Raw genomic sequence first — 19,810 nt, forward strand, 5'->3', positions numbered from 1 at the left:
TTCCCCTCCGCATCCGGCCGCGTGTTCGCAGCCTCGCACGGATCAACGAGGCGTTTATCGGAGAGTCACGTCCGATATCCGACAAGATGTGGAATGGCCTACGCCGCTTCGGTCGGGACTGAAGCGGCGCAGGCCATTTTGGGGACAGGCGGGAACCCGGCTCAGATCCCGAGGTCCCTGATGATCTTGGCGACGTGGCCGGTGGCCTTGACGTTGTAGAGGGCGCGTTCGACCTTGCCCTCCTCGTCCACGACGATCGTGGAGCGGATGACGCCCGTCACCGTTTTGCCGTAGAGCTTCTTCTCACCGAAGGCGCCGTACGCCTCAAGGGTCTCCTTGGACGGGTCGCCGACCAGGGTGACTTCCAGGTTCTCCTTCTCGCGGAACTTGGCGAGCTTCTCGGGCTTGTCGGGGGAGACGCCGATGACGTCGTACCCGGCGCCGGTGAGCAGCTCCAGGTTGTCGGTGAAGTCGCACGCCTGCTTGGTGCAGCCGGGGGTGAGGGCGGCCGGGTAGAAGTAGACGATGACCTTACGGCCCTTGTGGTCGGCGAGCGAGATCTCGTTGCCGTCGGCGTCGGGCAGGGTGAAGGCGGGGGCGGTGTCGCCGGGCTGGAGTCGCTCGCTCATGGTTCTCCTCGGGTGGCACGTGGGGTGTACGGGACCGAGCGTAATAGGGGTGCCGCCGGGTGCGCGGGCGGTCGAGCTGACAGACTGTCGATGAAGGTTTCGATGAAGGTTTACCGGACGACGACCACGGAGGCGGCGCAGTGTCGGATGCCAGGACCCCTGCGCAGATCGAGGCGGACATCATCAGCAGGCGTGAGCAGCTTGCGGTGGTGCTCGATGAGATCGGGGTGCGGGTGCACCCGGATACGATCATGGGTGACATGAAGGCGAAGGCCGCCGAGGCCGTGGACCGGACGGCCGGGCGGGCGTTCGTCGCGGTGAACCGGGCGGTGTCGGACGTGAAGGCACAGTTCGTGTCCGAGGACGGGGCCCCGCGTCTGGAGCGGGTGATTCCGGCGGCGCTGCTCGCGGTGGGTGTCGTGGGTCTGGTCGTGGCGTCGAAGCGGCGTCGCAAGAGGTGACGCGCGGTCCGTGCACCCCCGGAGGGGCGTGCGGGCGCGGCGGGCAGGTAGGTTGCGGGGCGTGAGCGAGAACACCGACGACAAGCTGCCCATTCGCATGCTGCACGACCGTGTGCTGGTCCGGTCCGATACGCCCGAGGGCGAGCGGCGTTCCGGTGGCGGCATCCTGATTCCGGCGACGGCGGCGGTCGGCCGTCGGCTGGCCTGGGCCGTGGTGGTCGCGGTGGGCCAGAACGTGCGGACGGTGGAGCCGGGGGACCGGGTGCTGTACGACCCCGAGGACCGTGCGGAGGTCGAGGTGCGCGGGGTGGCGTACGTGCTGATGCGTGAGCGGGATCTGCATGCGGTGGCGGCGGACCGGTTCGAGGGGTCGGTGGATTCGACCGGGCTCTATCTGTAGCCCCTGTCCGTAGCTGTGTGCTTGGCCTGGTGACCGGTGTCACCAGGCCTTTTGCATGTTCTTTGCTACGGTGGGGTGACCCCCGACGAGACGCGCCGTACCGGGTTTCGAAAAGACGACGCACCCGTTCTGTTCGCGTGTTCTGCCTTGTCGGAGGTGCTGTCATGGCCTGGGTTCTGCTTGTTGTCGCCGGTCTGCTGGAAGTGGCCTGGTCGATCGGGATGAAGTACACCGAGGGGTTCACCCGGCTCTGGCCGAGTGTGTTCACGGGTCTCGGGATCGTGGCGAGCATGGTGATGCTGTCCCATGCGGCCAGGACGCTGCCGATCGGTACGGCGTACGGCGTGTGGGTCGGGATCGGGGCGGCCGGTGCGGCGGTGCTGGGCATGGTGGTGCTGAACGAGCCGGTGACCGCGGCCCGGATCTTCTTCGTCTGTCTGCTGCTGGTCGCCGTCGTGGGGCTGAAGGCGACCTCGGGTCACTGACGCGGGGCCGGTGTGCCCCGGGTGCCGGGGAGGAGTTCGTTGTCGCTCCTGGCACCGTCGTACCTGCCCGGCCCCTCGCCGTCGTCGTACCTGCCCGGCCCCTCGCCGTCGTCGTACCTGCCCGGCCCCTCGCCGTCGTCGTAGCCGCCCGGACCTCCGCCGTCGTTGTACCCGCCCGGACCGCCGCCGCCGTTGTCGCCGCCTTCGTTGCCCGTGGTGCCGTCGGTCGGGCTGCCGGTGTCGGTGCCTCCGGTGTCGGTGCCTCCGGTGGCCGGTTCGCTGCTGCCGGGGATCGACGGGGTGGTGGGCGGGGTGGTGCCGGGGGTGTTGGGCGGGGTGCTGGAGGTGGTCTCGGAGGGTGTTCCGGTGCTCTCGGGGTTGGTTTCCTCGGCGGTGGGCGGGGCGGGTTCCTCGGCGCCGCTCTCCAGCTGGAGGTCGAAGTCCGTGGCCGTGGTGCCCCGCAGGGCGGCCTCGGTGTACTGGGCCCAGGTCTGGGCGGGGGCGCCGCCGCCGTTGATGCGGGCGAGTCCGAGTGCCCCGTACAGCGGTTTCTGTACGCCGGTCCCGGGGTCCTGGCCCATGACGGCGATGACGGTGGTGAGGTCGGGGGTGTAGCCGGCGAACCAGGCCGCCTTGTCCTCCTCTGCGGTGCCGGTCTTGCCGGCGGCGGGGCGGCCGGCGGCCTGGGCGGCGGTGCCGGTGCCGCTCTCGACGACGCTCCGGAGGATCGAGGTGGTGGTGTCGGCGGCTTCGCGGCTGACCGCCTGCTCGGTGTGTTTGCCGTCGGGGAGGTCGAGGTTCTCGCCGTCCTTGGTGATCCGGTCGACGAGGACGTACGCGCCGTGCCGGCCGTGGTTGGCGAGGGTGGCGTACGCCTCGGTCATGTCGAGGACGCTGGCGGTGGCGACGCCGAGGGCGTTGGACGGGTATGCGGTGAGGTCGGGGGTGTTCTCGGGGAGGCCGAGGTCGATGGCGGTCTGCTTGACCTTGGCGGGGCCGACGTCCTCGGCCATCTGGGCGTAGACGGCGTTGACGGACTTGTCGGTGGCCTCGGAGACGGTGATGGGCCCGTAGCTGATGTCGTCCTCGTTGGCGGGGGCGTAGCCGGTGGGTCCGTCGGGGCCCTGGACCATGCGTTTGTTGGTGCCGTCGTAGATGGTGTTGGGGGTGATGCGCCGGCCGTCCTGGGTGGTGGAGCGGTTGGCGACGGCGGAGGTGAAGACGAAGGGTTTGAAGGTGGAGCCGACCTGGTAGTCGCGGCGGGTCGCGTTGTTCACGTACTGCTTGGTGTAGTCGACGCCGCCGTACATGGCGACGACGCGGCCGGTGGCGGGGTCGATGGAGGCGCCGCCGACGCGGACGTTGCGGTCGGCCTCGCGGTCGGGGCTGGTTTGGGACATGACGTTGTCGTCGACGGCTTTGACGAGGGCGTTCTGTTTCTTCTTCTCCAGGGTGGTGGTGATCCGGTAGCCGCCGGCGGCGAGGGTGTCCTCGTCGATGACGTCGTTGCCGGTGAGGTAGTCGTCGACGGCCTGGACGATGTAGCCGCGCTGTCCGGAGAGGCCGGTGGAGGGCTTGACCTTGCCGGGTACGGGGAATTTCATGGCGGCGCGTTCGGCCGGGCCGAGCCATTTCTCCTTGACCATGCCGTCGAGCACGTAGTTCCAGCGGGCGAGGGCGGCGGCTTTGTTCTGGGGGTGGACGACGACGTCGTACGCGCTGGGGGCGTTGAGCAGGGAGGCGAGGTAGGCGCCCTCGGCGGTGGTGATCTCGCCGATGTCCTTGGAGTAGTAGGCCTGGGCTGCGGCCTGGATGCCGTAGGCGTTGCGGCCGAAGTAGCTGGTGTTGAGGTAGCCCTCGAAGATCTGGTCCTTGGACTCCTCGCGGTTGAGCTTGACCGCGATGAAGAACTCCTTGGCCTTGCGGACGAGGGTCTGTTCCTGGCCCAGGTAGTAGTTCTTGACGTACTGCTGGGTGATCGTCGAGCCGCCCTGCTTGCCCTTGCCGGTGAGTGTGTTGAAGGCGGCGCGGGCCATGGCCTTGAGGTCGACGGCCCGTTCGGAGTAGAAGTCGCGGTCCTCGGCGGCGAGGACGGCGCGCTGGACGGTGAGCGGGACCTGGGCGAGCTGGATGTTCTCCCGGTTGACCTCGCCGGAGCGGGCGATGACGCTGCCGTCCTTGTAGAGGTAGACGTTGGACTGGAGTGTGGCGCTGGCGTTGGCGGGCGGGATGTCGACGAGTTGGTAGCCGGCGATGAAGCCGCCGATCAGGAGCAGGGCGACGAAGAGGACGGCGCCGAGGACCATGCGCCAGGTGGGGATGGCGCGGCGCCATCCGGTGCGCTTGGGGCGTTTGGGTTGCTTGGGCCGCTTGGGTTGCCTGGGCGTCTCGGGATTGTGGGCGGCCGGGTCCCTGGGAGCCCAGCCCCGGGGTTCGTTCTCCCCGCTCGGCTGCTGTGGGTCGTCGCTCATGTCCGTGCAGACTCCTCGGCCGCGGTCAGTTCCCTCATAGTGCCCTTTTCTGGGGAATAAGCACCGGATCGACCCTGGATCGACCCCGGATCGACCCCCGAAAAGCGGTCGCGGCGGCCGTCCCCGCTGGACTAGGGTCTTGCGCTTTGGTGTCCAAAGCCGTTGGGCACCCGGCGATGGGGGGTGTGTGCGGTGCGGCTTTACGCGGTGGTGGCAGCGGGACAGTTCCGGCGCTTTGCCACCTACCGGACCGCCACGGCGGCCGGAGTCTTCACCAACACCGTCTTCGGGTTCATCCTCGCGTACACCTATGTTGCGTTGTGGGACGAGCGGCCGCAGCTCGGTGGTTACGACATGTCCCAGGCGCTCAGCTATGTCTGGCTGGGGCAGGCGCTGCTGATGACCTGTTCCATGATGGGCGGCGGTTTCGAGAACGAGCTGATCGAGCGGATCAGGACCGGCGACGTGGCGGTCGATCTCTACCGGCCCGTCGATCTCCAACTGTGGTGGCTGGCGGGCGATCTGGGCCGGGCCGCGTTCCATCTGCTGGGGCGGGGCATCGTGCCGATGCTGGTGGGGTCGCTCGCCTTCGATCTGGCGCTGCCGGCCTCGCCGGGGGTCTGGGTGGCCTTCCTGGTCTCGGTGGGGCTCGGCGTCGTGGTGAGTTTCGCGATCCGCTATCTGGTGGCGCTCTCCGCGTTCTGGCTGCTGGACGGGGCGGGGATGGCGCAGATGTCCTGGCTGGCCGGGATGTTCTTCTCCGGGATGCTGCTTCCGCTGACGCTGTTCCCCGGGGTGCTGGGGGACGTAGCGCGGGCGCTGCCGTGGTCGTCGCTGCTCCAGGTGCCGGCCGATGTGTTCCTGGGCAAGTACCCGGGCCGGGAGCTGGTGGGGGCGTACGCCTTCCAGGCCGGCTGGGCGCTGGCGCTGCTGCTGGTGGGGCGGATGGTGCAGTCGGTGGCGACGAGGAGGGTGGTGGTCCAGGGTGGCTGACACGACCGGTGCGGTGGAGGTGGCCGGGGCGGCGGACGGGCCCGGCGGTCGTTCCGCGGACGGGCTGGGCGGCCGTCCCGCGGACTGGCCCGATGCGGTGTTCGCCGAGCGGTCCCGGTTCGTCGAGGGGGTCAGGGCGTACGGGCTGATCGCGATGATGTGGCTGCGCTCGACGATGGCGTACCGCGCCTCGTTCGCCATGATGGCGTTCGGGAACTTCGCGGCGACCGCCTTCGACTTCGTCTCGATCCTTTTGATGTTCTCGCACGTGGACCGGCTGGGCGGCTACACACTGCCCGAGATCGCCCTGCTGTACGGGGTGGCGGGCACCGCGTTCGGTCTCGCCGATCTGTTGCTGGGCTCGATGGACCGGCTGGGCGCGCGGGTGCGCGACGGCACGCTGGACACGTTGCTGGTGCGGCCGGTCCCGGTGCTCGCCCAGGTGGCGGCGGACCAGTTCGCGCTGCGCAGGCTGGGGCGGGTGATCCAGGGGGTGCTGGTGCTGGGGTATGCGCTGGTGACGCTGGACATCGAGTGGACGCCGCTGAAGGTGGCCATGATGCCGATGATGGTGCTGAGCGGGGCGGCGGTCTTCGGGGCGCTGTTCGTGGCGGGGGCGGCGTTCCAGTTCGTCGCGCAGGACGCCTCGCAGGTGCAGAACGCCTTCACGTACGGCGGGAACACACTGCTCCAGTACCCGCCGTCGGTCTTCGCGAAGGACCTGGTGCGCGGGGTGACGTTCGTGGTGCCGCTGGCCTTCGTGAACTGGCTGCCCGCGCTGTACGTGCTGGGCCGGGACTACCCGCTGGATCTGCCGGTCTGGGTGGCGTTCCTGCCGCCGGTGGTGGCGGTTCTGTGCTGGCTGCCGGCCGGTCTGGGCTGGCGCTCGGGGCTGCGCGCGTACCGCAGTACAGGAAGTTGAACCACAACTACGAACGGGACAGGGCATCGGACATGGACGCGGAAACCCCCTCCGGCTTCATCGAGCTCGACCAGGTGGAGAAGGTCTTCGACGTGCGTCGCAAGACCGGATTCATGCGCAGTGAACGCCGGCAGGTACGGGCGGTCGATTCGATCAGTTTCCGCGTCGCGCGCGGCGAGATGGTCGGTTACATCGGTCCGAACGGCGCCGGGAAGTCGACCACGATCAAGATGCTGACCGGCATCCTCACCCCGAGCGGTGGCCGGCTGCGGGTGGCGGGCATCGACCCTTCGCGGGAGCGTACGAGGCTGGCGCACCGGATCGGTGTGGTGTTCGGTCAGCGCACCACGTTGTGGTGGGATCTGCCGCTGCGCGACTCGTACCGGCTGATGCACCGGATGTACCGGATTCCCGACGCGCGGTACCGGGAGAACCTGGACCGCTGTATCGAACTCCTCGATCTGGGCGAGCTGTTGGACACTCCGGTGCGGCAGTTGTCGTTGGGGCAGCGGATGCGCGGTGACATCGCGGCGGCGTTGCTGCACGATCCCGAGGTGTTGTATCTGGACGAGCCGACGATCGGGCTGGATGTGGTCTCCAAGTCCAGGGTCCGTGGCTTCCTGCGGGATCTGAATGCCGAACGCGGTACGACGGTGCTGCTCACGACCCATGATCTGACGGACATCGAGCAGCTCTGCAAGCGTGTGATGGTGATCGACCACGGCCGTCTGATGTACGACGGGGCCCTCGCCGGTCTGCATGAGGTGGGCGAGAGCGAGCGGACGCTGGTGGTCGATCTGGAGTGTCAACTGCCGCCGATCCGGCTGGAGTCGGCGCCGTCGGTCCGTACGGTGAAGGTGGAGGGGCCGCGGCAGTGGCTGGCCTTCCCGGCGTCGGAGTCGGCCGCTCCGCTGGTCGCGCGGATCGCCGCGGACTACCCGTTGGTCGACCTGTCGGTGCGGGAGCCGGACATCGAGGCGGTGATCGCGAAGATGTATGAGTCGGCCGGCGGCATGTAGGGCTGGGACGGGGGCGGGGACGTTCAATAGGCTTCGCGGTATGACAAGTGACCTTCCGGAAATGCGTGCTTCCGATTCCGAGCGTGAGCGTGTCGCCGAGACCCTGCGCGAGGCGGTTGCCGAGGGCCGGCTGGAGATGGAGGAGTTCGAGCAGCGGCTCGAAGCGGCCTACAAGGCCCGTACGCATGGGGAGTTGGAGCCGTTGGTGCGGGATCTTCCCGCGCCGGGCGTCGAGGTGGCCCCGGTGGGGGCGGCTCCGGCGCGGACCGGGTCGCAGAAGCGGTGGGCGGACCGGATCGGCAAGCCCGCCACGTCGAGCGGCGCGTTCGCGATCTGGGGCGGGTTCGGTCGCCGGGGGAACTGGACGGTGGGCCGGAAGTTCACCGCGTTCGCGATGTGGGGCGGCGGTGAGATCGATCTGCGGGAGGCGAACTTCGAGGACCGCGAGGTGGTCATCCGCTGTTTCGCGCTCATGGGCGGCATGCAGGTGACGGTTCCGCCGGAGCTGAATGTCGAGGTCCGGGGGATCGGCATCATGGGCGGCTTCGGGGAGCGCTCGAAGGACGACGGGGTCCCGTCGCCGGACTCCCCTCGGGTGCGGATCACCGGGCTCGCGCTGCTGGGCGGCGTCGGTGTGGAGCGTAAGCGGAGCAAGGCGGAGAGGCAGCGGCTGAGGGACGCGGAGCTGGAGCGGCTGCGGGACCGGCAGCGGGAGCTGGACGGGGAGCGCGGGAGCGGACGCGGCCGGCTGGAGAAGGGTCCGTCGGACTGAGAGGGGCGGAGCCCCGGGGCGCCCGTGGGGCTCCGGGTGTTCCCGGGGCCCGGGGTGTTCCCGGGGTGCCGCTCGTCGACGCGACACTGCCCGTCAGAGCTGGTCGGACGTGGGCTGCTCGTGCACCAGCGTCGTCAGGTCCACCATCGAGCCCAGTTGCCGGTACCCCGCGTCGTTCAGGTGGAGGTGGTCGCCGCTGTCGTAGGCCGGCAGGAGTCGCGTCGGGCGGTAGGGGTCACGGGCCGCCGCGTCGAAGTCGATGACGGAGTCGAAGATCCCGCCCGCCCGGATCAGCGCGTTGACCCGTTCCCGTACGTCGTTGCTCCCGGGGGTCCAGGTGGCGTACCCCTCGTACGGCATCAGCGTCGCCCCGACGACCTGGAGTCCGCGTGCGTGGGCGCGCAGGGTCATGGCGCGCAGGCCGTCCGCGATGCGCTGCGGGTCGGTCTCCTGCGGGGACTGCTGCACGTCGTTGATGCCGAGTGCGATGACGACGGTCTTCACTCCGGCGACGTCCAGTACGTCGCGGTCGAATCGGGCGCTCGCCCGTACGCCGCGCCCGTCGCGCAGGATGCGGTTGCCCGCGATGCCCGCGTTGACCACCCCGTACCGGCCGCCGAGCCGGTCGGCGAGCACGTCGGGCCAGCGGCTGTTCGTGTCGAGGGAGGAGCCGGTGCCCGCGGTGAGGGAGTCACCGATCACGGCGATCGTTCCGGCGGCGGTCCGGGTGTGCACGTCGACGGCGGTGAGGTAGCGCCAGCCGTCGGTCCGCCGGGTGCCCCACGCGGTGTCCACGTACGAGGTCTGGTGGCTGCGCTCGTGGACGGTGACGGGCCCCTGGGCGGTGGGGGTGCGCAGGGTGACGACGAGGTCGGAATCGGCGGGGACCGGGACGGTGACGGGGTCGCTGACGATCTGCCCGCCGGCCGCCACGGTCACGGTGGCGGCGCCGGCGAAGGTCACCGGGCGGGTGTTCACGGTGACGCGGTCCATGACCAGCGGACGGGTGCCGAAGGCGTTGGAGAGGGTGATGCGGGCCGCGTCGCCGCCGATGCTGGTGTGCACGACGTTACGGACGGTGCGGCGGTTGAGGGCGCTGCTGTTGTACGAGTCGGTCACCCCGGTGACGGGGGCCGCGGTCCAGGTGGCGGCCCAGAGGCCGGTGGAGTGCGCGGGTGCGGCGGGCGTACGGGCCACGGACCGCGGGTCGGGTACGGCCCCCGGCTTCGGCCGGGTGCCGGTGCCGGTGCCGGAGAACAGCAGGGAGCCGGCGAACGCCACGGCGGCGGCGAGCGCGGCGGTGCCCGCCACGAGGGCGATGAGCAGGGCGTACCCCTGGCGCCTGGGCATGGGCGGTGTGTCTCCTCATGATCAATCGGACTGATCCCATGATGGGGCAGGGCGTCGGGAACTCGACGTGCGGCCCGGGAGTAGGTCAGGTAGGGACAATGCGTACGGGACACCGGGGGCGAGGCGTACGCGGACGGGTGGAGCGGATGGAACGGATCGACCGGACCGGAGCCGGGGAAGAGGCCGCGCGGCAGCAGGAGCGTGCCGGGGGACGGGCGGCGGGTGCGGCGCGGCCGGGTGGCCGTCCGGCCCCGCTGGCCTCGTTCGCGTACACCGCGGCCGACGAGGAGAAGCGGCGCGGTGTACGCCGGATGAAGACCACGGCCACGGGCCTCCTTCTGCTGGTCGCGCTCGTGTACGTACTGGCCACCTGGGCGAAGAACGCGGGTGTGGGCGGCTGGCCGGGCTTCGTCGCCGCGGCCGCCGAGGCGGGGATGGTCGGTGCGCTGGCCGACTGGTTCGCCGTCACGGCGCTGTTCAAGCGTCCGCTCGGCCTGCCGATCCCGCACACCGCCATTATCCCCACCAAGAAGGACCAGCTCGGGGCGTCCCTGGGTTCCTTCGTCGGCGAGAATTTTCTCTCCGGTGATGTCGTGCGGGGCCGTATCCACGCGCTCGGTGTCGGCCGCCGCGTCGGTGCCTGGCTGGCCGAGCCGGAGCACGCGGACCGGGTCACCGCCGAGCTGTCGACCGCGTTGCGCGGGGCGTTGAAGGTGCTGCGGGATTCGGATGTGCAGGCCGTCGTGGGGGAGGCGATCACCCGGCGGGCCGACGCGGCGGAGATCGGTCCCGGCCTAGGCAAGATGCTGGACAAGATCGTCGCGGACGGCGGCCACCGCAGGGTGGTGGACCTGATCTGCGTGCGCGCCCACGACTGGCTGGTGCTGCACGGCGATTCGGTGATGGACGCGGTGCAGGGCGGGGCCCCGGGCTGGACGCCGCGGTTCGTCGACAAGCGGGTCGGGGAGCGGGTCTACAAGGAGCTGCTGCGGTTTGTCACGGAGATGCGGGACATGCCGGGGCATCCGGCGCGCGCCTCGATCGACACGTTCCTGACGGACTTCGCGGCGGACCTCCAGACGGACTCGGACACCCGGGCCCGGGTGGAGCGGCTGAAGTCGGAGATCCTGGGACGCGGTGAGGTCCAGGACGTCATCGCCTCGGCCTGGTCGTCGGTGCGCACGATGATCATCGCGGCGGCGGAGGACGAGCAGAGCGAGCTGCGGCTGCGGGCGCGGGCCTCACTGATGTCGCTGGGGGCGCGGCTGGCGACGGACGGCCGGCTGCAGGCGAAGCTGGACGGCTGGCTGGAGGACGCGGCGGTCTATGTCGTCACGACCTACCGTGCGGAGATCACCTCGCTGATCAGCGACACGGTCGCGAGCTGGGACGCGGACCAGACGTCGAAGAAGATCGAGGCGCACATCGGCCGCGACCTCCAGTTCATCCGGATCAACGGCACGGTGGTGGGTGCGCTGGCGGGCCTGCTGATCTACACGGTGTCGTGGGCGCTGGGCGCGTAGCGGAGTCCGGGCAGCAGCAGGGGCGGGGGCTCTCCGGAGCCCCCGCCCTCGTTCGTGCTTCAGGCGGCCCGGCGGGTGACCGCCCACGACGCGGCGGCCATGCTGCCCGCCACGGCGAAGACGGCCGGCCAGGCGCCGACCTTCTTGGCCAGCGGGTGCGAACCGGCGAACGCGGCGACGTACGCCGCGGTCAGCCCGGCGGCCGCGCGCGGTCCGGCCTGCCGGTTCCACTCGTACGCGGCGACCGTGCCCGCGGCGGCGAGGGCGACCCCGCCCAGCGGCCGCTTCCTGGTCCACCGCGCGACGGCGTACCCGCCGACCAGCCCGCTCGCCGCCACCGCCGCTGCCGGAACCTTCGCCATCGCTGCCACCTTCGCCTTCTCATTCATGTGATCCGGGCTCCAGGAGGGTTGTGGCCCGGGTCTCCGAGGCTAACGCGACGCCGCTCCGGGACCGACGCGGCGCCCGGGTTTCCGGTCGCGGAGGGGGTGCACAAGCGTTTACCCTGGGGGTGAACGTGTGTGCACCCCCGCGTCGCGCTCCCGCGCCCCGCACGACGCCCTCGCAGCCGAGCACCGTACGGAGAGCCATGCCCGCGGACATACCCGCCCCGACCACCGCCACCGCTGAGGCGCCGCACCCCCGCTTCGCCGTCGGTGTGCTGGCGTTCTGCGGTGTCGTGGTCGCGGTGATGCAGACGATCGTCGTCCCGCTGCTCCCGCACATCCCGGCCCTCACCGGCGCGACCCCGGCCGCCGCGAGCTGGCTGGTCACCGTCACCCTGCTCACCGGCGCCGTCTTCACGCCGGTCCTGGGCCGGGTCGGTGACATGTACGGCAAGCGGCGGGTGCTCGTCGCCTCGCTCCTGGTGCTGGTGGTGGGCTCGGTCCTGTGCGCGGTCAGTTCCCACATCGGGGTACTGATCACCGGCCGCGCCCTGCAGGGTGCGGCGCTCGCCGTCCTGCCGCTGGGCATCAGCATCCTGCGGGACGAACTCCCGCCCGAGCGGGTGCTGTCCGCCGTGGCGCTGATGAGCTCGACGCTCGGCATCGGCGCGGCGATCGGGCTGCCGGTCGCCGCCCTCGTCGTCGAGAACTTCGACTGGCACACGATGTTCTGGGTCTCGGGTGCGATCGGCGTCATCGACATCGCGCTGGTGCTGTGGTGCGTACCGGAATCCCCGCTCCGCACCCGTGGCCGCTTCGACGCCCTCGGTGCGCTGGGGCTGTCCGGGGCCCTGGTCTGTCTGCTGCTCGCGGTCACCCAGGGCGCCGGCTGGGGCTGGACCTCGGCCCGGACGGTCGGCCTGCTGGTGGCGGCCGTCGTCGTGGCGCTGATCTGGGGCGCGTACGAGCTCCGGGTGGCGTCGCCCATGGTCGACCTGCGGGTCTCGGCCCGCCCGGCGGTCCTGCTCACCAACATCGCGGCCCTGCTGATCGGCTTCGCCTTCTACGCGAACTCCCTGGTCACCGCGCAGATGGTGCAGGAGCCGAAGGAGACGGGGTACGGGCTGGGCGCCTCGCTCGTCGTCAGTGGCCTCTGCCTGCTGCCGGGCGGCGTGATGATGGTGGTGCTCTCACCGGTCTCGGCGCGGATCTCCGCGAAGTACGGCCCGAAGGTCAGCCTGGCGCTGGCGGCCGGGGTGATCGGCACCGGATACGTGGTGCGGTACTTCACCAGCCACAACCTCTGGCTGATCATCGCCGGTGCGACGGTCGTCGCCTCGGGCACGGCCATCGCGTACTCGGCACTTCCCGCGCTGGTCATGCGGGGCGTCCCGGTGAGCGAGACCGGTGCGGCCAACGGCCTCAACACACTGATGCGGTCGATCGGGCAGGCGTTCTGCAGCGCGACGGTGGCGGCGGTCCTCGCCAACATCACGTTCCGGGTGGGCGGCAGAACGGCCCCGACGCTCCACGCGTACCAGCTGGTCTTCCTGATCGCGGGGGGCGCGGCGCTGGCGGCGCTGCTGGTCACCCTGTGCCTGCCGGGCGGCCGGACGCCCGCGACGGGTACGGTCGAAGAGCACCGTGACGTCCCCGCCGACCGGAAGGGCGGTGCGCGGACGACGCCGATCCAGGAGGGCGCATGACCAGCGGCCAGGCCACCGCACCGGCCCCGACCCCGTCTTCGGCCCCTTCTTCTGCCCGGCCCGCCGGCGACTCGGGCAGCGGCCGGGACGCGATCCTGCGCGCCGCCCGCCGGGCGTTCACGCAGCGCCCGTACGCCGAGGTCACCATCAGGGGGATCGCGGCCGATGCCGGAGTGAGCCCGTCCCTGGTGGTCAAGCACTTCGGCCGCAAGGAAGAACTCTTCAACACCGTCGCCGACTTCGGCCCCGCCGCCGCCGAACTTTTCGACGCGCCGCTCGCCGCCCTGGGCCGCCACATGGTCGTGACACTGGTGAACCGCCGCCGCGAACTGCAGTCCGACCCACTGCTGCGCGTCGTCTTCTCGCTCGGCAACCGCGACGAACGCTCCCTGCTCCGCGACCGCTTCCACGAACAGGTCACCGACGCCCTGACCGCCCGCCTGCCCGGCCGCGAACGCGCCCTGCGCGCCGAACTGATCGCCGGCCACCTCCTCGGCCTCGGCGCCACCCTCAGCCTCCACCGCGAAGGCGCCGGCGCGGACGCCACCGCCGAACACATCGCGGACCTGTACGCCCCCGCGCTGCAGTCCTTGATCGACGGTCGTTGATCCGCAGACCTGATCCGCAGACCCCGATCCGCAGACCCTGATCGGCGGTTCCTGATCTGCGGTTCCCGGTGGGGACCAGGCCGTGGAACCGGGTGGGAAGGTATGGTCTGGGCCATCTGACGAGGGGGGCCTCATGTCCATCCGTTCCATCCGCTCCATCCGTTCGATCGGTTCCAGCCGTTCCGTCCGTACCGATGCACGTGGCGCGGCAACGGCCGTGGTCACGGCGGTGGTTCTCGGAGCGTTCCTGGTGGGCTGCTCGGGCGCGGAGACCTCGCAGGGGCCGGGCGGTGACGTTCCCTACGTGGCGCCGTCCGCGAACGCCGCAGCCGCGTCCAAGGCCGCCGACGACGCCGCGGCGGCGAAGGACGCCAAGGACGAGGCGGAAGAGAACGCGGAGGCGGCGGAGGCGGCCGAGGCGGAGCGCAACAGGCCGGTGGCCGTACGCGACGCCTTCGCGGGCCTCCAGGCCACGCTGAACGACAACTGCACCCCGGGATCGTCGAACTGCGCCTACTTCCTGGGCCGGGTCCACGACGAACTGGCCGGCCTGGACAAGGCCATGAAGGCGGACGCGCAGGGCCCCGGCCACTTCAAGGAGCCGATCGCCCGGATCGCCGCCCTGCGCAAGACGTTGAACGGTGACACCTCCACGGACAACCTGGAGAAGCACCGTTCCGAACTGATCGGCACCCGCGACCGCATCAACACCTGGATGCAGGGCCACCCGGAGGACTACCGCTGACCGGCCGCCGCGGTCACGGCCGGTAGAGCGCCCGGCACCGGTCCGGGTCGGCGGCCCCGCCGTCCGGGACCGGCAGGAAGTACTCCGCCTGCCACTCCTGCGTACGGCCGGCCTGGCGACTGGTCGTCGCCACCCACGGCGGGTAGACGCGGAACGCGCGCTTCCCGCCGACCCCGTCCGTCGACACGATGTCCCGCTCGCGGAGCACGGCTCGCGGGAACACGAACTGTCCGAAGCCGTCGGTGTCGCAGGTGCTGATGACGAAGAGGTCGACGGGGTCCCCGGAGTTGTAGGGCCGGATCGGCCCGCCACCGGCGGACCGCTTCCACACCGTCACGAACTGACCGGCCTTGGCCGGGGTGGTCCGGGCCACCCGGAACCGGACGGCGGAGCCGTCCACGGTGAACTCGTGCGCCCCGTACTCGGCGCTCTCCGCCTCGGGCACCGGCCGCGTGCACACGAGCCCGCTCGGGTCGTAGACGCGTGCCTTCGCCGCGAGGAGACCGGCGTGGAGGAACGCGCCGTCCGGCCAGGGCTCGGGAGGCCGGGCATCGGGCGGAGGAGCGGAGAGTGTTGCCATTCACCCCATTCTGTCAGCAGCTGTCCCACCGTTGTGCCACAAGCGGACAGGCGGCCGGGCGATGAGTTTTCGCAGCGGCCGGGGTCCTACCTCTGTCACCACAACGGCACCGCGACCGCGGGGCGCCGATCGAGGAAGGACCACCGGCATGACCGCCACCCACACCCTTCGAGTCCCCGGCGCGCACCTGCACTACGAGGTGCGCGGCGCGGGACCGCTCCTGCTGGTCATGGGATCACCCATGGAGGCCGAGGCCTTCGCACCGCTGGCCGACGCGCTCGCGGGCGACCACACCGTCGTCACGCACGACCCGAGGGGCATCTCTGGCAGCACCCTCGACGACCCCGACGAGGACACCGTCCCCGACCGGCGGGCGGACGACGTGGCGGCGATCCTGGACGCGCTCGGGGCCGATTCGGCCGATGTGTTCGGGAGCAGTGGCGGCGCGGTGACCGGGCTGGCACTCGTCGCCCGGCACCCCGACCGGGTACGGACGCTGGTCGCGCACGAGCCGCCCGTCATGGAGCTCCTTCCCGACGCGGCCGAACAACGCGCGATGACCGAGGACATCATCGAGACCTTCCACAAGGAGGGCCAGGGCGCGGCCTGGATGAAGTTCATGGCCGGCGCCGGATTCGCCGACGAGGGCGGGGAGGGCGGGGGTCGTGCCGAGGGCGGCGAGAGCGCCCCCGCCGGGCCGTTCGGTGAGCCCACGGCGCAGGACCTCGCCAACAGCGCCCGCTTCTTCGGCCACGACCTGCGGGGCACCGCCCGCTACGTACCCGACATCGCCGCACTGACGGCCGCGCCGACCCGGGTCCTCGTCGGGATCGGCGCGGCCTCGCAGGGGCTGATCACGTACCGGACGTCCGTCGTGCTGGCGGAACTGCTCGGTATCCGCCCGGTCGAGTTCCCCGGCGACCACGCCGGTTTCCTGGGCGACCCGACGGGCTTCGCCGAGGCACTGCGCAAGAGCCTGACGAGCTGAGAAGGGGCGGGCCCCGATCGGGCCCGCCCCCGCCTCGCCTACCCCTGCCCCGCCCTCTCCCGCTCGACCTCCGCGGCCCGCCCCGTCAGCAGCCCGAGCACCTGCCCCAGCTGCTCACGGGCGCCCGGATCGGTGATGATCCCGTCCGGTCCGACCGCGTCGCGGTCCACGGAGAGCCGTACGCAGGCCGGCTCCACGATGTCCGCGCCGGTGTAGCCCAGCACCGTACGCAGTGTGGCCTCCGCGCCCTGGCCGCGCCCGGGTGCCGCGGCGTTGACCCAGGCCGTCGGCTTGTCGCAGATCTCGGTGCCGCCGACCGTCCAGTCGAGCAGGTTCTTGAACGTCCCCGGCAGGGTTCCCGCGTACTCCGGCGTACAGACCAGGACGGCGTCCGCGTCGTCGATCGCCGCACGCAGCTCCGCCACCGGAGCCGGCAGCGGATCCACGTCGTCGTCGGGGTTGAAGTGCGGGAGCGCCGCGAGGCCGTCGTAGAGAACGGTCCGTACTCCCGCAGGCGCTACGGCCTGCGCGGTGCGCAGCACGGTCTCGTTGGACGAGCCGCTGCGCAGGCTTCCGGACAGCAGGAGGATGGCAGGTTGAGTGGGCATGCTCGCTCAACTCGCGGGAGCCCACGCCTAATTCCCGCGCCCCCGTACATGACACCACCCCGGCACGGGCGCGGGGCGGCTCGTACCGGGGTGGGGGTCGGGTGGTGCGGCCTGCGGTGCGGTGGGATCAGCTGAAGACGACCGAGCGGAGCTTCAGCCGGCTGCTGGCGTGACCGCCGTTGGGCCGGAGAGTGAAGTAGTCGCCCTCGCAGCCGGGACCGCTGAAGACCGTCGCGCTGGAGTCGGTGAAGTTCCACGGAGTGTGGGCGGGGTTCGACGAGTTGGGGTCGGCGACCTCGGGAAGCGTGATGCACACCCGGCTCGGCGGGTCCAGGAGGAAGCCGATCTGCGGTGATCCGTCGAGACCGGAGTACGTGTACGAGAAGTCTCCGGTGGCCGCGTCGGCCGAGGCCGGCACGGCGACGATGAGCGCGAGCGCGCCGAAGGCGGCGGCAACGGTGGAGCGAAGACGCATGGGGGGAACTCCTTGTGCGGTGATCAGATACGGCCGAGGACGGCCAAAGTCTTTGCCGTTGACCTGCGATTACGGTCGAACGAGGGGTTCCGTCACCCGGACGTGAGCTGCTGAATCGGTTCTGCCGACGGCCATGCGGGTCATGAGCCGGTCGTACCGTGTTGACCACCATGCCGATCGCCGAGGGCCGGGCGGGCCGGGTGGGCCGTCGGCCGACCGTCGTCGGTCGTCGGTCGTCGGCCCGGGACGGGCCGGTCCGTTCGGCGGCGATGCCTCCATCCGTCTCGCCGGCAGGTCATAGTGTGGCCAGGTGAAGACACAGATGATCGTGCTCAACGGTGGCTCCAGCTCGGGGAAGTCCAGCATTGCAAGGTGCCTTCAGAGGGTGTTGCCGGACCCGTGGCTGACCTTCGGGGTCGACACACTGATCGAGGCGATGCCCGCGTCCATGAGTGAGTCGGACACGGGCATCGATTTCGCTCCGGACGGCGAGGTGGTCGTGGGCCACGGGTTCCGTGCGCTGGAGGCGGCCTGGATCGAGGGGATCGCCGCGATGGCCAGGGCCGGTGCCGCGGTCATCGCGGACGAGGTGTTCCTCGGCGGCCCGGCGTCCCAGCAGCGGTGGCAGAAGGCGCTCGGTGGACTCCGGGTGCTGTGGGTCGGAGTCCGGTGCGACAGTGCCGTCGCCGCTGCCCGCGAGGCCGCGCGGGGCGACCGCGTACCCGGCATGGCGGCCTCACAGGCGGACGTGGTCCACCAGGGCGTGACCTACGACCTGGAGGTGGACACCACGCGGAGCGGAGCGATGGAGTGCGCGCGGATCATCGCAGCTCACACCAAGTGACGGGCCCCGGCCCACCACCTCCACTGATCGTTTCCGGCCACAGCGCCACATGTCACAGCACCACGCGGCACAGCGCCACACGTCACAGCGCCGCCCGTCACAGCGCCGCCCGTCACGATGGGCACTGCCGTGTGGCGGGCGCTACGCGTCGCCGAGCTCCAGCTCACCGACGACCTCGTCCTCGGCCTTCTCCCCGGTCAGCCGGAACCCGAGCCTGAAGTAGAACTGCTCGGGGCCGTGCTCACCGGGAACAAAGGTCACGGTCGCACGCGTCTGCCCGCGCCGCCGGATCTCCTCGCACACCGCTTCCACGGCGAAACGGCCGTACCCACGGCCCTGTTGATCGGCGGCGATGTTCAGCCGCCAGAGTCCGGAGCGCAGCCTGGTGTCCTTCGGATCGTCCGGGTAGAACCGGACGTCGAAGAAGGCCATGACGAAGCCGACGAGCTGCTCGCCGTCGAAGATCAACCGGGGCCAGGCGATGTCGGGGGTGGTGTAGGCCTGAGCCAGCGACCAGGCGACCGGCTTCACGAGTCCGTCCTGGTCCGGTCGTACTTTCAGTTGGCAGGCGGCCTCGACGTTGTCCGCCGTGACCCTTTCGAGCCGCAGTGATGAAGACATGCGGGCAACTTATAGACCGATGTTCAGCCGCATCGAACGAATAACCGCCCCGCTGCCTTCGCCGCGTTCCCGCCGCCTCGCGATTCACAACGTCGGGATGCCCGGTGCCGCCGAGGTGGCGGTACCGGGCATCCAGCGAACTTCCCTGGGGACAGGGTCAGTTCGCGGGGGCCTGGTAGAGGCCCCGGCCGGCGCGGTGGGCCCGGGAGGTGGCGACGAGCCGGTCCAGGGTGCTGCGAACGGTGTTGATGCCGTTGGGGGTGAGCTCACGCCCCAGGGCCTCCGTCACGTCGCGGGCGCGGACGGGGGTGTCGCCGGACTCGGCGAGCACCTTCATGGTCAGCTCGGTGAGGCTGCCGCTGTCGTCGGCGGCCGGTGCGGCGGTCGCGGCCTTCTTCGGCGCACGGGCCTTCGCGGGCTTGGCGGCCTTGGTCGCCTTCGCTTCCTTGGCCGGTGCGGCGGACTTGGTGCCCTTGACCGACCTGGTGGCCTTGGTCGCCTTGGCGGGTGCGGCGGACTCCGTGTCCTCGGCGGGCTTGCTGACCTCGGCGTCCTTGACCTCCTCGACGGGCTTGGCGGCAGCCTTCTTGGCCTGGCCGCGCTGAGCCCTCGGCTTGGCGGCGGCCTGCTTGCGGCCCTTGGGCGCGGCGGGCGCCTTGCGGGCGGTGCGGCGTGCGGGGGTGGTCGCCGCCTGCTCCTGCGGGGCTTCCGCCTGGACGACGGAGTCCACGGAATCCTGCGCCTGCTGCGGAATCCGGGCAACGGGTACGCTCGCAACCCCGGCGCCGGCGGCCTCTGCGGCGTCGGCGGTCGCGGCGTCAGCGGCCTTGACGTCCTCGGAAGCGTCGGTACCCGCGGTGGGCGCGGGGGCGGTGACGGGGGTGCCCGCCAGGGCACGCAGCGCGGTCAGCGCGGTACGCACCGACTCCAGGCGCTCGGTGACGGTCGCGAGTTCCTTCTCCAGACTCTGCTGGTGCTGCTCCAGACGCGGAAGTTCCGCCTCCAGCAAGGTAGTTGTGGCATCGATGGTGACCAGTGTGCTGGTCTCGGAGGTCATGGTGTCGCCCTTCTGTCCCGGCCGACCGTTGGTGACCGATGTATCGCAGGGTAAGGGGTGTTGTGTTGTGGCCGGAAATCGCCTCTCGATAAGAACTGTTCAAGGGGCACCACCGCACTGACCGTCAGTCTCCCGAAAGTCCTGGCCCCGCGCCCAGGAGATGGCGC

General features: G+C 70.8%; 22 protein-coding genes and 1 riboswitch. Of the genes, 13 read left to right on the top strand and 9 right to left on the bottom strand.

Annotation, left to right across the window (positions count from 1 at the left end; all coding sequences use genetic code 11):
- Positions 1-161: 161 nt before the first annotated feature.
- Positions 162-629 carry a thioredoxin-dependent thiol peroxidase gene (gene bcp, locus ACFYY7_RS35010; protein ID WP_266732642.1) on the bottom strand — a complete coding sequence of 156 codons (468 nt, stop codon included), beginning with the start codon at positions 627-629 and terminating at the stop codon, positions 162-164.
- 140 nt (positions 630-769) lie between these two features.
- Here bcp and ACFYY7_RS35015 point away from each other — a divergent pair, with 140 nt between their 5' ends.
- The 3 genes from ACFYY7_RS35015 to ACFYY7_RS35025 all read left to right on the top strand — a co-directional run bounded on the left by ACFYY7_RS35015 (position 770) and on the right by ACFYY7_RS35025 (position 1,975).
- Positions 770-1,090, top strand: a complete 321-nt coding sequence (locus ACFYY7_RS35015; protein WP_356087043.1) for a DUF3618 domain-containing protein — start codon at positions 770-772, stop codon at positions 1,088-1,090.
- A 61-nt stretch (positions 1,091-1,151) separates the two neighbouring features.
- Positions 1,152-1,490 carry a co-chaperone GroES gene (locus ACFYY7_RS35020; protein ID WP_030923137.1) on the top strand — a complete coding sequence of 113 codons (339 nt, stop codon included), beginning with the start codon at positions 1,152-1,154 and terminating at the stop codon, positions 1,488-1,490.
- A gap of 59 nt (positions 1,491-1,549) precedes the next feature.
- A riboswitch (guanidine-III (ykkC-III) riboswitch) is annotated at positions 1,550-1,615 on the top strand.
- Positions 1,616-1,654: 39 nt separating this feature from the next.
- The gene (locus ACFYY7_RS35025) at positions 1,655-1,975 is read left to right on the top strand and encodes a multidrug efflux SMR transporter (protein WP_189545185.1); all 321 of its coding nucleotides are present in this window, start codon (positions 1,655-1,657) and stop codon (positions 1,973-1,975) included.
- Here ACFYY7_RS35025 and ACFYY7_RS35030 read toward each other — a convergent pair.
- Positions 1,969-4,446, bottom strand: a complete 2,478-nt coding sequence (locus ACFYY7_RS35030) for a transglycosylase domain-containing protein (RefSeq protein WP_388667845.1) — start codon at positions 4,444-4,446, stop codon at positions 1,969-1,971. The genes ACFYY7_RS35025 and ACFYY7_RS35030 overlap by 7 nt on opposite strands.
- A gap of 192 nt (positions 4,447-4,638) precedes the next feature.
- Between ACFYY7_RS35030 and ACFYY7_RS35035 the strand changes: the two genes are divergently transcribed.
- From ACFYY7_RS35035 to ACFYY7_RS35050, 4 genes are all read left to right on the top strand, one after another.
- Complete coding sequence (locus ACFYY7_RS35035; RefSeq protein ID WP_388667846.1) at positions 4,639-5,439, top strand: ABC transporter permease; 801 nt, start codon at positions 4,639-4,641, stop codon at positions 5,437-5,439.
- A gap of 64 nt (positions 5,440-5,503) precedes the next feature.
- Positions 5,504-6,361: an ABC transporter permease gene (locus ACFYY7_RS35040; RefSeq protein ID WP_388667889.1), complete on the top strand. Its 858-nt coding sequence runs from the start codon at positions 5,504-5,506 to the stop codon at positions 6,359-6,361.
- 32 nt (positions 6,362-6,393) lie between these two features.
- On the top strand, positions 6,394-7,380 hold the full coding sequence (locus ACFYY7_RS35045) for an ATP-binding cassette domain-containing protein (RefSeq protein ID WP_388667847.1): 987 nt from the start codon (positions 6,394-6,396) through the stop codon (positions 7,378-7,380).
- Positions 7,381-7,441: 61 nt separating this feature from the next.
- Complete coding sequence (locus ACFYY7_RS35050) at positions 7,442-8,152, top strand: DUF1707 domain-containing protein (RefSeq protein ID WP_388667848.1); 711 nt, start codon at positions 7,442-7,444, stop codon at positions 8,150-8,152.
- A 93-nt stretch (positions 8,153-8,245) separates the two neighbouring features.
- Here ACFYY7_RS35050 and ACFYY7_RS35055 read toward each other — a convergent pair whose 3' ends face one another.
- Positions 8,246-9,502, bottom strand: coding sequence for an SGNH/GDSL hydrolase family protein (locus ACFYY7_RS35055; protein ID WP_388667849.1), 1,257 nt, complete (start codon positions 9,500-9,502; stop codon positions 8,246-8,248).
- A 98-nt stretch (positions 9,503-9,600) separates the two neighbouring features.
- On the opposite strand from ACFYY7_RS35055, the gene ACFYY7_RS35060 reads away from it, so the two are divergent.
- Positions 9,601-11,025, top strand: a complete 1,425-nt coding sequence (locus ACFYY7_RS35060; protein WP_388667850.1) for a DUF445 domain-containing protein — start codon at positions 9,601-9,603, stop codon at positions 11,023-11,025.
- A 59-nt stretch (positions 11,026-11,084) separates the two neighbouring features.
- On the opposite strand, the gene ACFYY7_RS35065 is transcribed toward ACFYY7_RS35060, so the two are convergent.
- Complete coding sequence (locus ACFYY7_RS35065; RefSeq protein ID WP_266732658.1) at positions 11,085-11,387, bottom strand: hypothetical protein; 303 nt, start codon at positions 11,385-11,387, stop codon at positions 11,085-11,087.
- Between the two features lie 227 nt (positions 11,388-11,614).
- Between ACFYY7_RS35065 and ACFYY7_RS35070 the strand changes: the two genes are divergently transcribed.
- The 3 genes from ACFYY7_RS35070 (at position 11,615) to ACFYY7_RS35080 (ending at position 14,470) form a co-directional block, all read left to right on the top strand.
- A complete protein-coding gene (locus ACFYY7_RS35070) occupies positions 11,615-13,117 on the top strand; it encodes an MFS transporter (protein ID WP_388667851.1) in 1,503 nt (500 codons plus the stop codon).
- Positions 13,114-13,725, top strand: coding sequence for a TetR family transcriptional regulator (locus ACFYY7_RS35075; RefSeq protein WP_388667852.1), 612 nt, complete (start codon positions 13,114-13,116; stop codon positions 13,723-13,725). Before ACFYY7_RS35070 ends, ACFYY7_RS35075 begins: the two co-directional genes overlap by 4 nt.
- Positions 13,726-13,858: 133 nt before the next feature.
- Positions 13,859-14,470 (top strand): hypothetical protein, encoded by a 612-nt coding sequence (locus ACFYY7_RS35080; protein WP_388667853.1) that lies wholly within the window; start codon positions 13,859-13,861, stop codon positions 14,468-14,470.
- A gap of 13 nt (positions 14,471-14,483) precedes the next feature.
- Here the strand turns inward: ACFYY7_RS35080 and ACFYY7_RS35085 are convergent, their stop codons facing one another.
- Positions 14,484-15,050 (bottom strand): MepB family protein, encoded by a 567-nt coding sequence (locus ACFYY7_RS35085; protein WP_388667854.1) that lies wholly within the window; start codon positions 15,048-15,050, stop codon positions 14,484-14,486.
- A gap of 148 nt (positions 15,051-15,198) precedes the next feature.
- Here ACFYY7_RS35085 and ACFYY7_RS35090 point away from each other — a divergent pair, with 148 nt between their 5' ends.
- On the top strand, positions 15,199-16,038 hold the full coding sequence (locus ACFYY7_RS35090; RefSeq protein ID WP_388667855.1) for an alpha/beta fold hydrolase: 840 nt from the start codon (positions 15,199-15,201) through the stop codon (positions 16,036-16,038).
- 38 nt (positions 16,039-16,076) lie between these two features.
- Here the strand turns inward: ACFYY7_RS35090 and ACFYY7_RS35095 are convergent, their stop codons facing one another.
- Entirely contained in the window at positions 16,077-16,646 is a 570-nt protein-coding gene (locus ACFYY7_RS35095) for an NADPH-dependent FMN reductase (protein WP_388667856.1), read from the bottom strand.
- Between the two features lie 127 nt (positions 16,647-16,773).
- Positions 16,774-17,121, bottom strand: coding sequence for a hypothetical protein (locus tag ACFYY7_RS35100; RefSeq protein WP_388667857.1), 348 nt, complete (start codon positions 17,119-17,121; stop codon positions 16,774-16,776).
- A gap of 322 nt (positions 17,122-17,443) precedes the next feature.
- On the opposite strand from ACFYY7_RS35100, the gene cpt reads away from it, so the two are divergent.
- Positions 17,444-17,965 carry a chloramphenicol phosphotransferase CPT gene (cpt, locus tag ACFYY7_RS35105; RefSeq protein WP_388667890.1) on the top strand — a complete coding sequence of 174 codons (522 nt, stop codon included), beginning with the start codon at positions 17,444-17,446 and terminating at the stop codon, positions 17,963-17,965.
- Positions 17,966-18,106: 141 nt separating this feature from the next.
- Here the strand turns inward: cpt and ACFYY7_RS35110 are convergent, their stop codons facing one another.
- Positions 18,107-18,586, bottom strand: coding sequence for a GNAT family N-acetyltransferase (locus ACFYY7_RS35110; protein WP_388667858.1), 480 nt, complete (start codon positions 18,584-18,586; stop codon positions 18,107-18,109).
- A gap of 157 nt (positions 18,587-18,743) precedes the next feature.
- The gene (locus ACFYY7_RS35115; protein ID WP_388667859.1) at positions 18,744-19,643 is read right to left on the bottom strand and encodes a hypothetical protein; all 900 of its coding nucleotides are present in this window, start codon (positions 19,641-19,643) and stop codon (positions 18,744-18,746) included.
- Positions 19,644-19,810 lie beyond the last annotated feature (167 nt).

This window comes from Streptomyces sp. NPDC001933 (assembly GCF_042890955.1).
GTDB lineage: Bacteria > Actinomycetota > Actinomycetes > Streptomycetales > Streptomycetaceae > Streptomyces.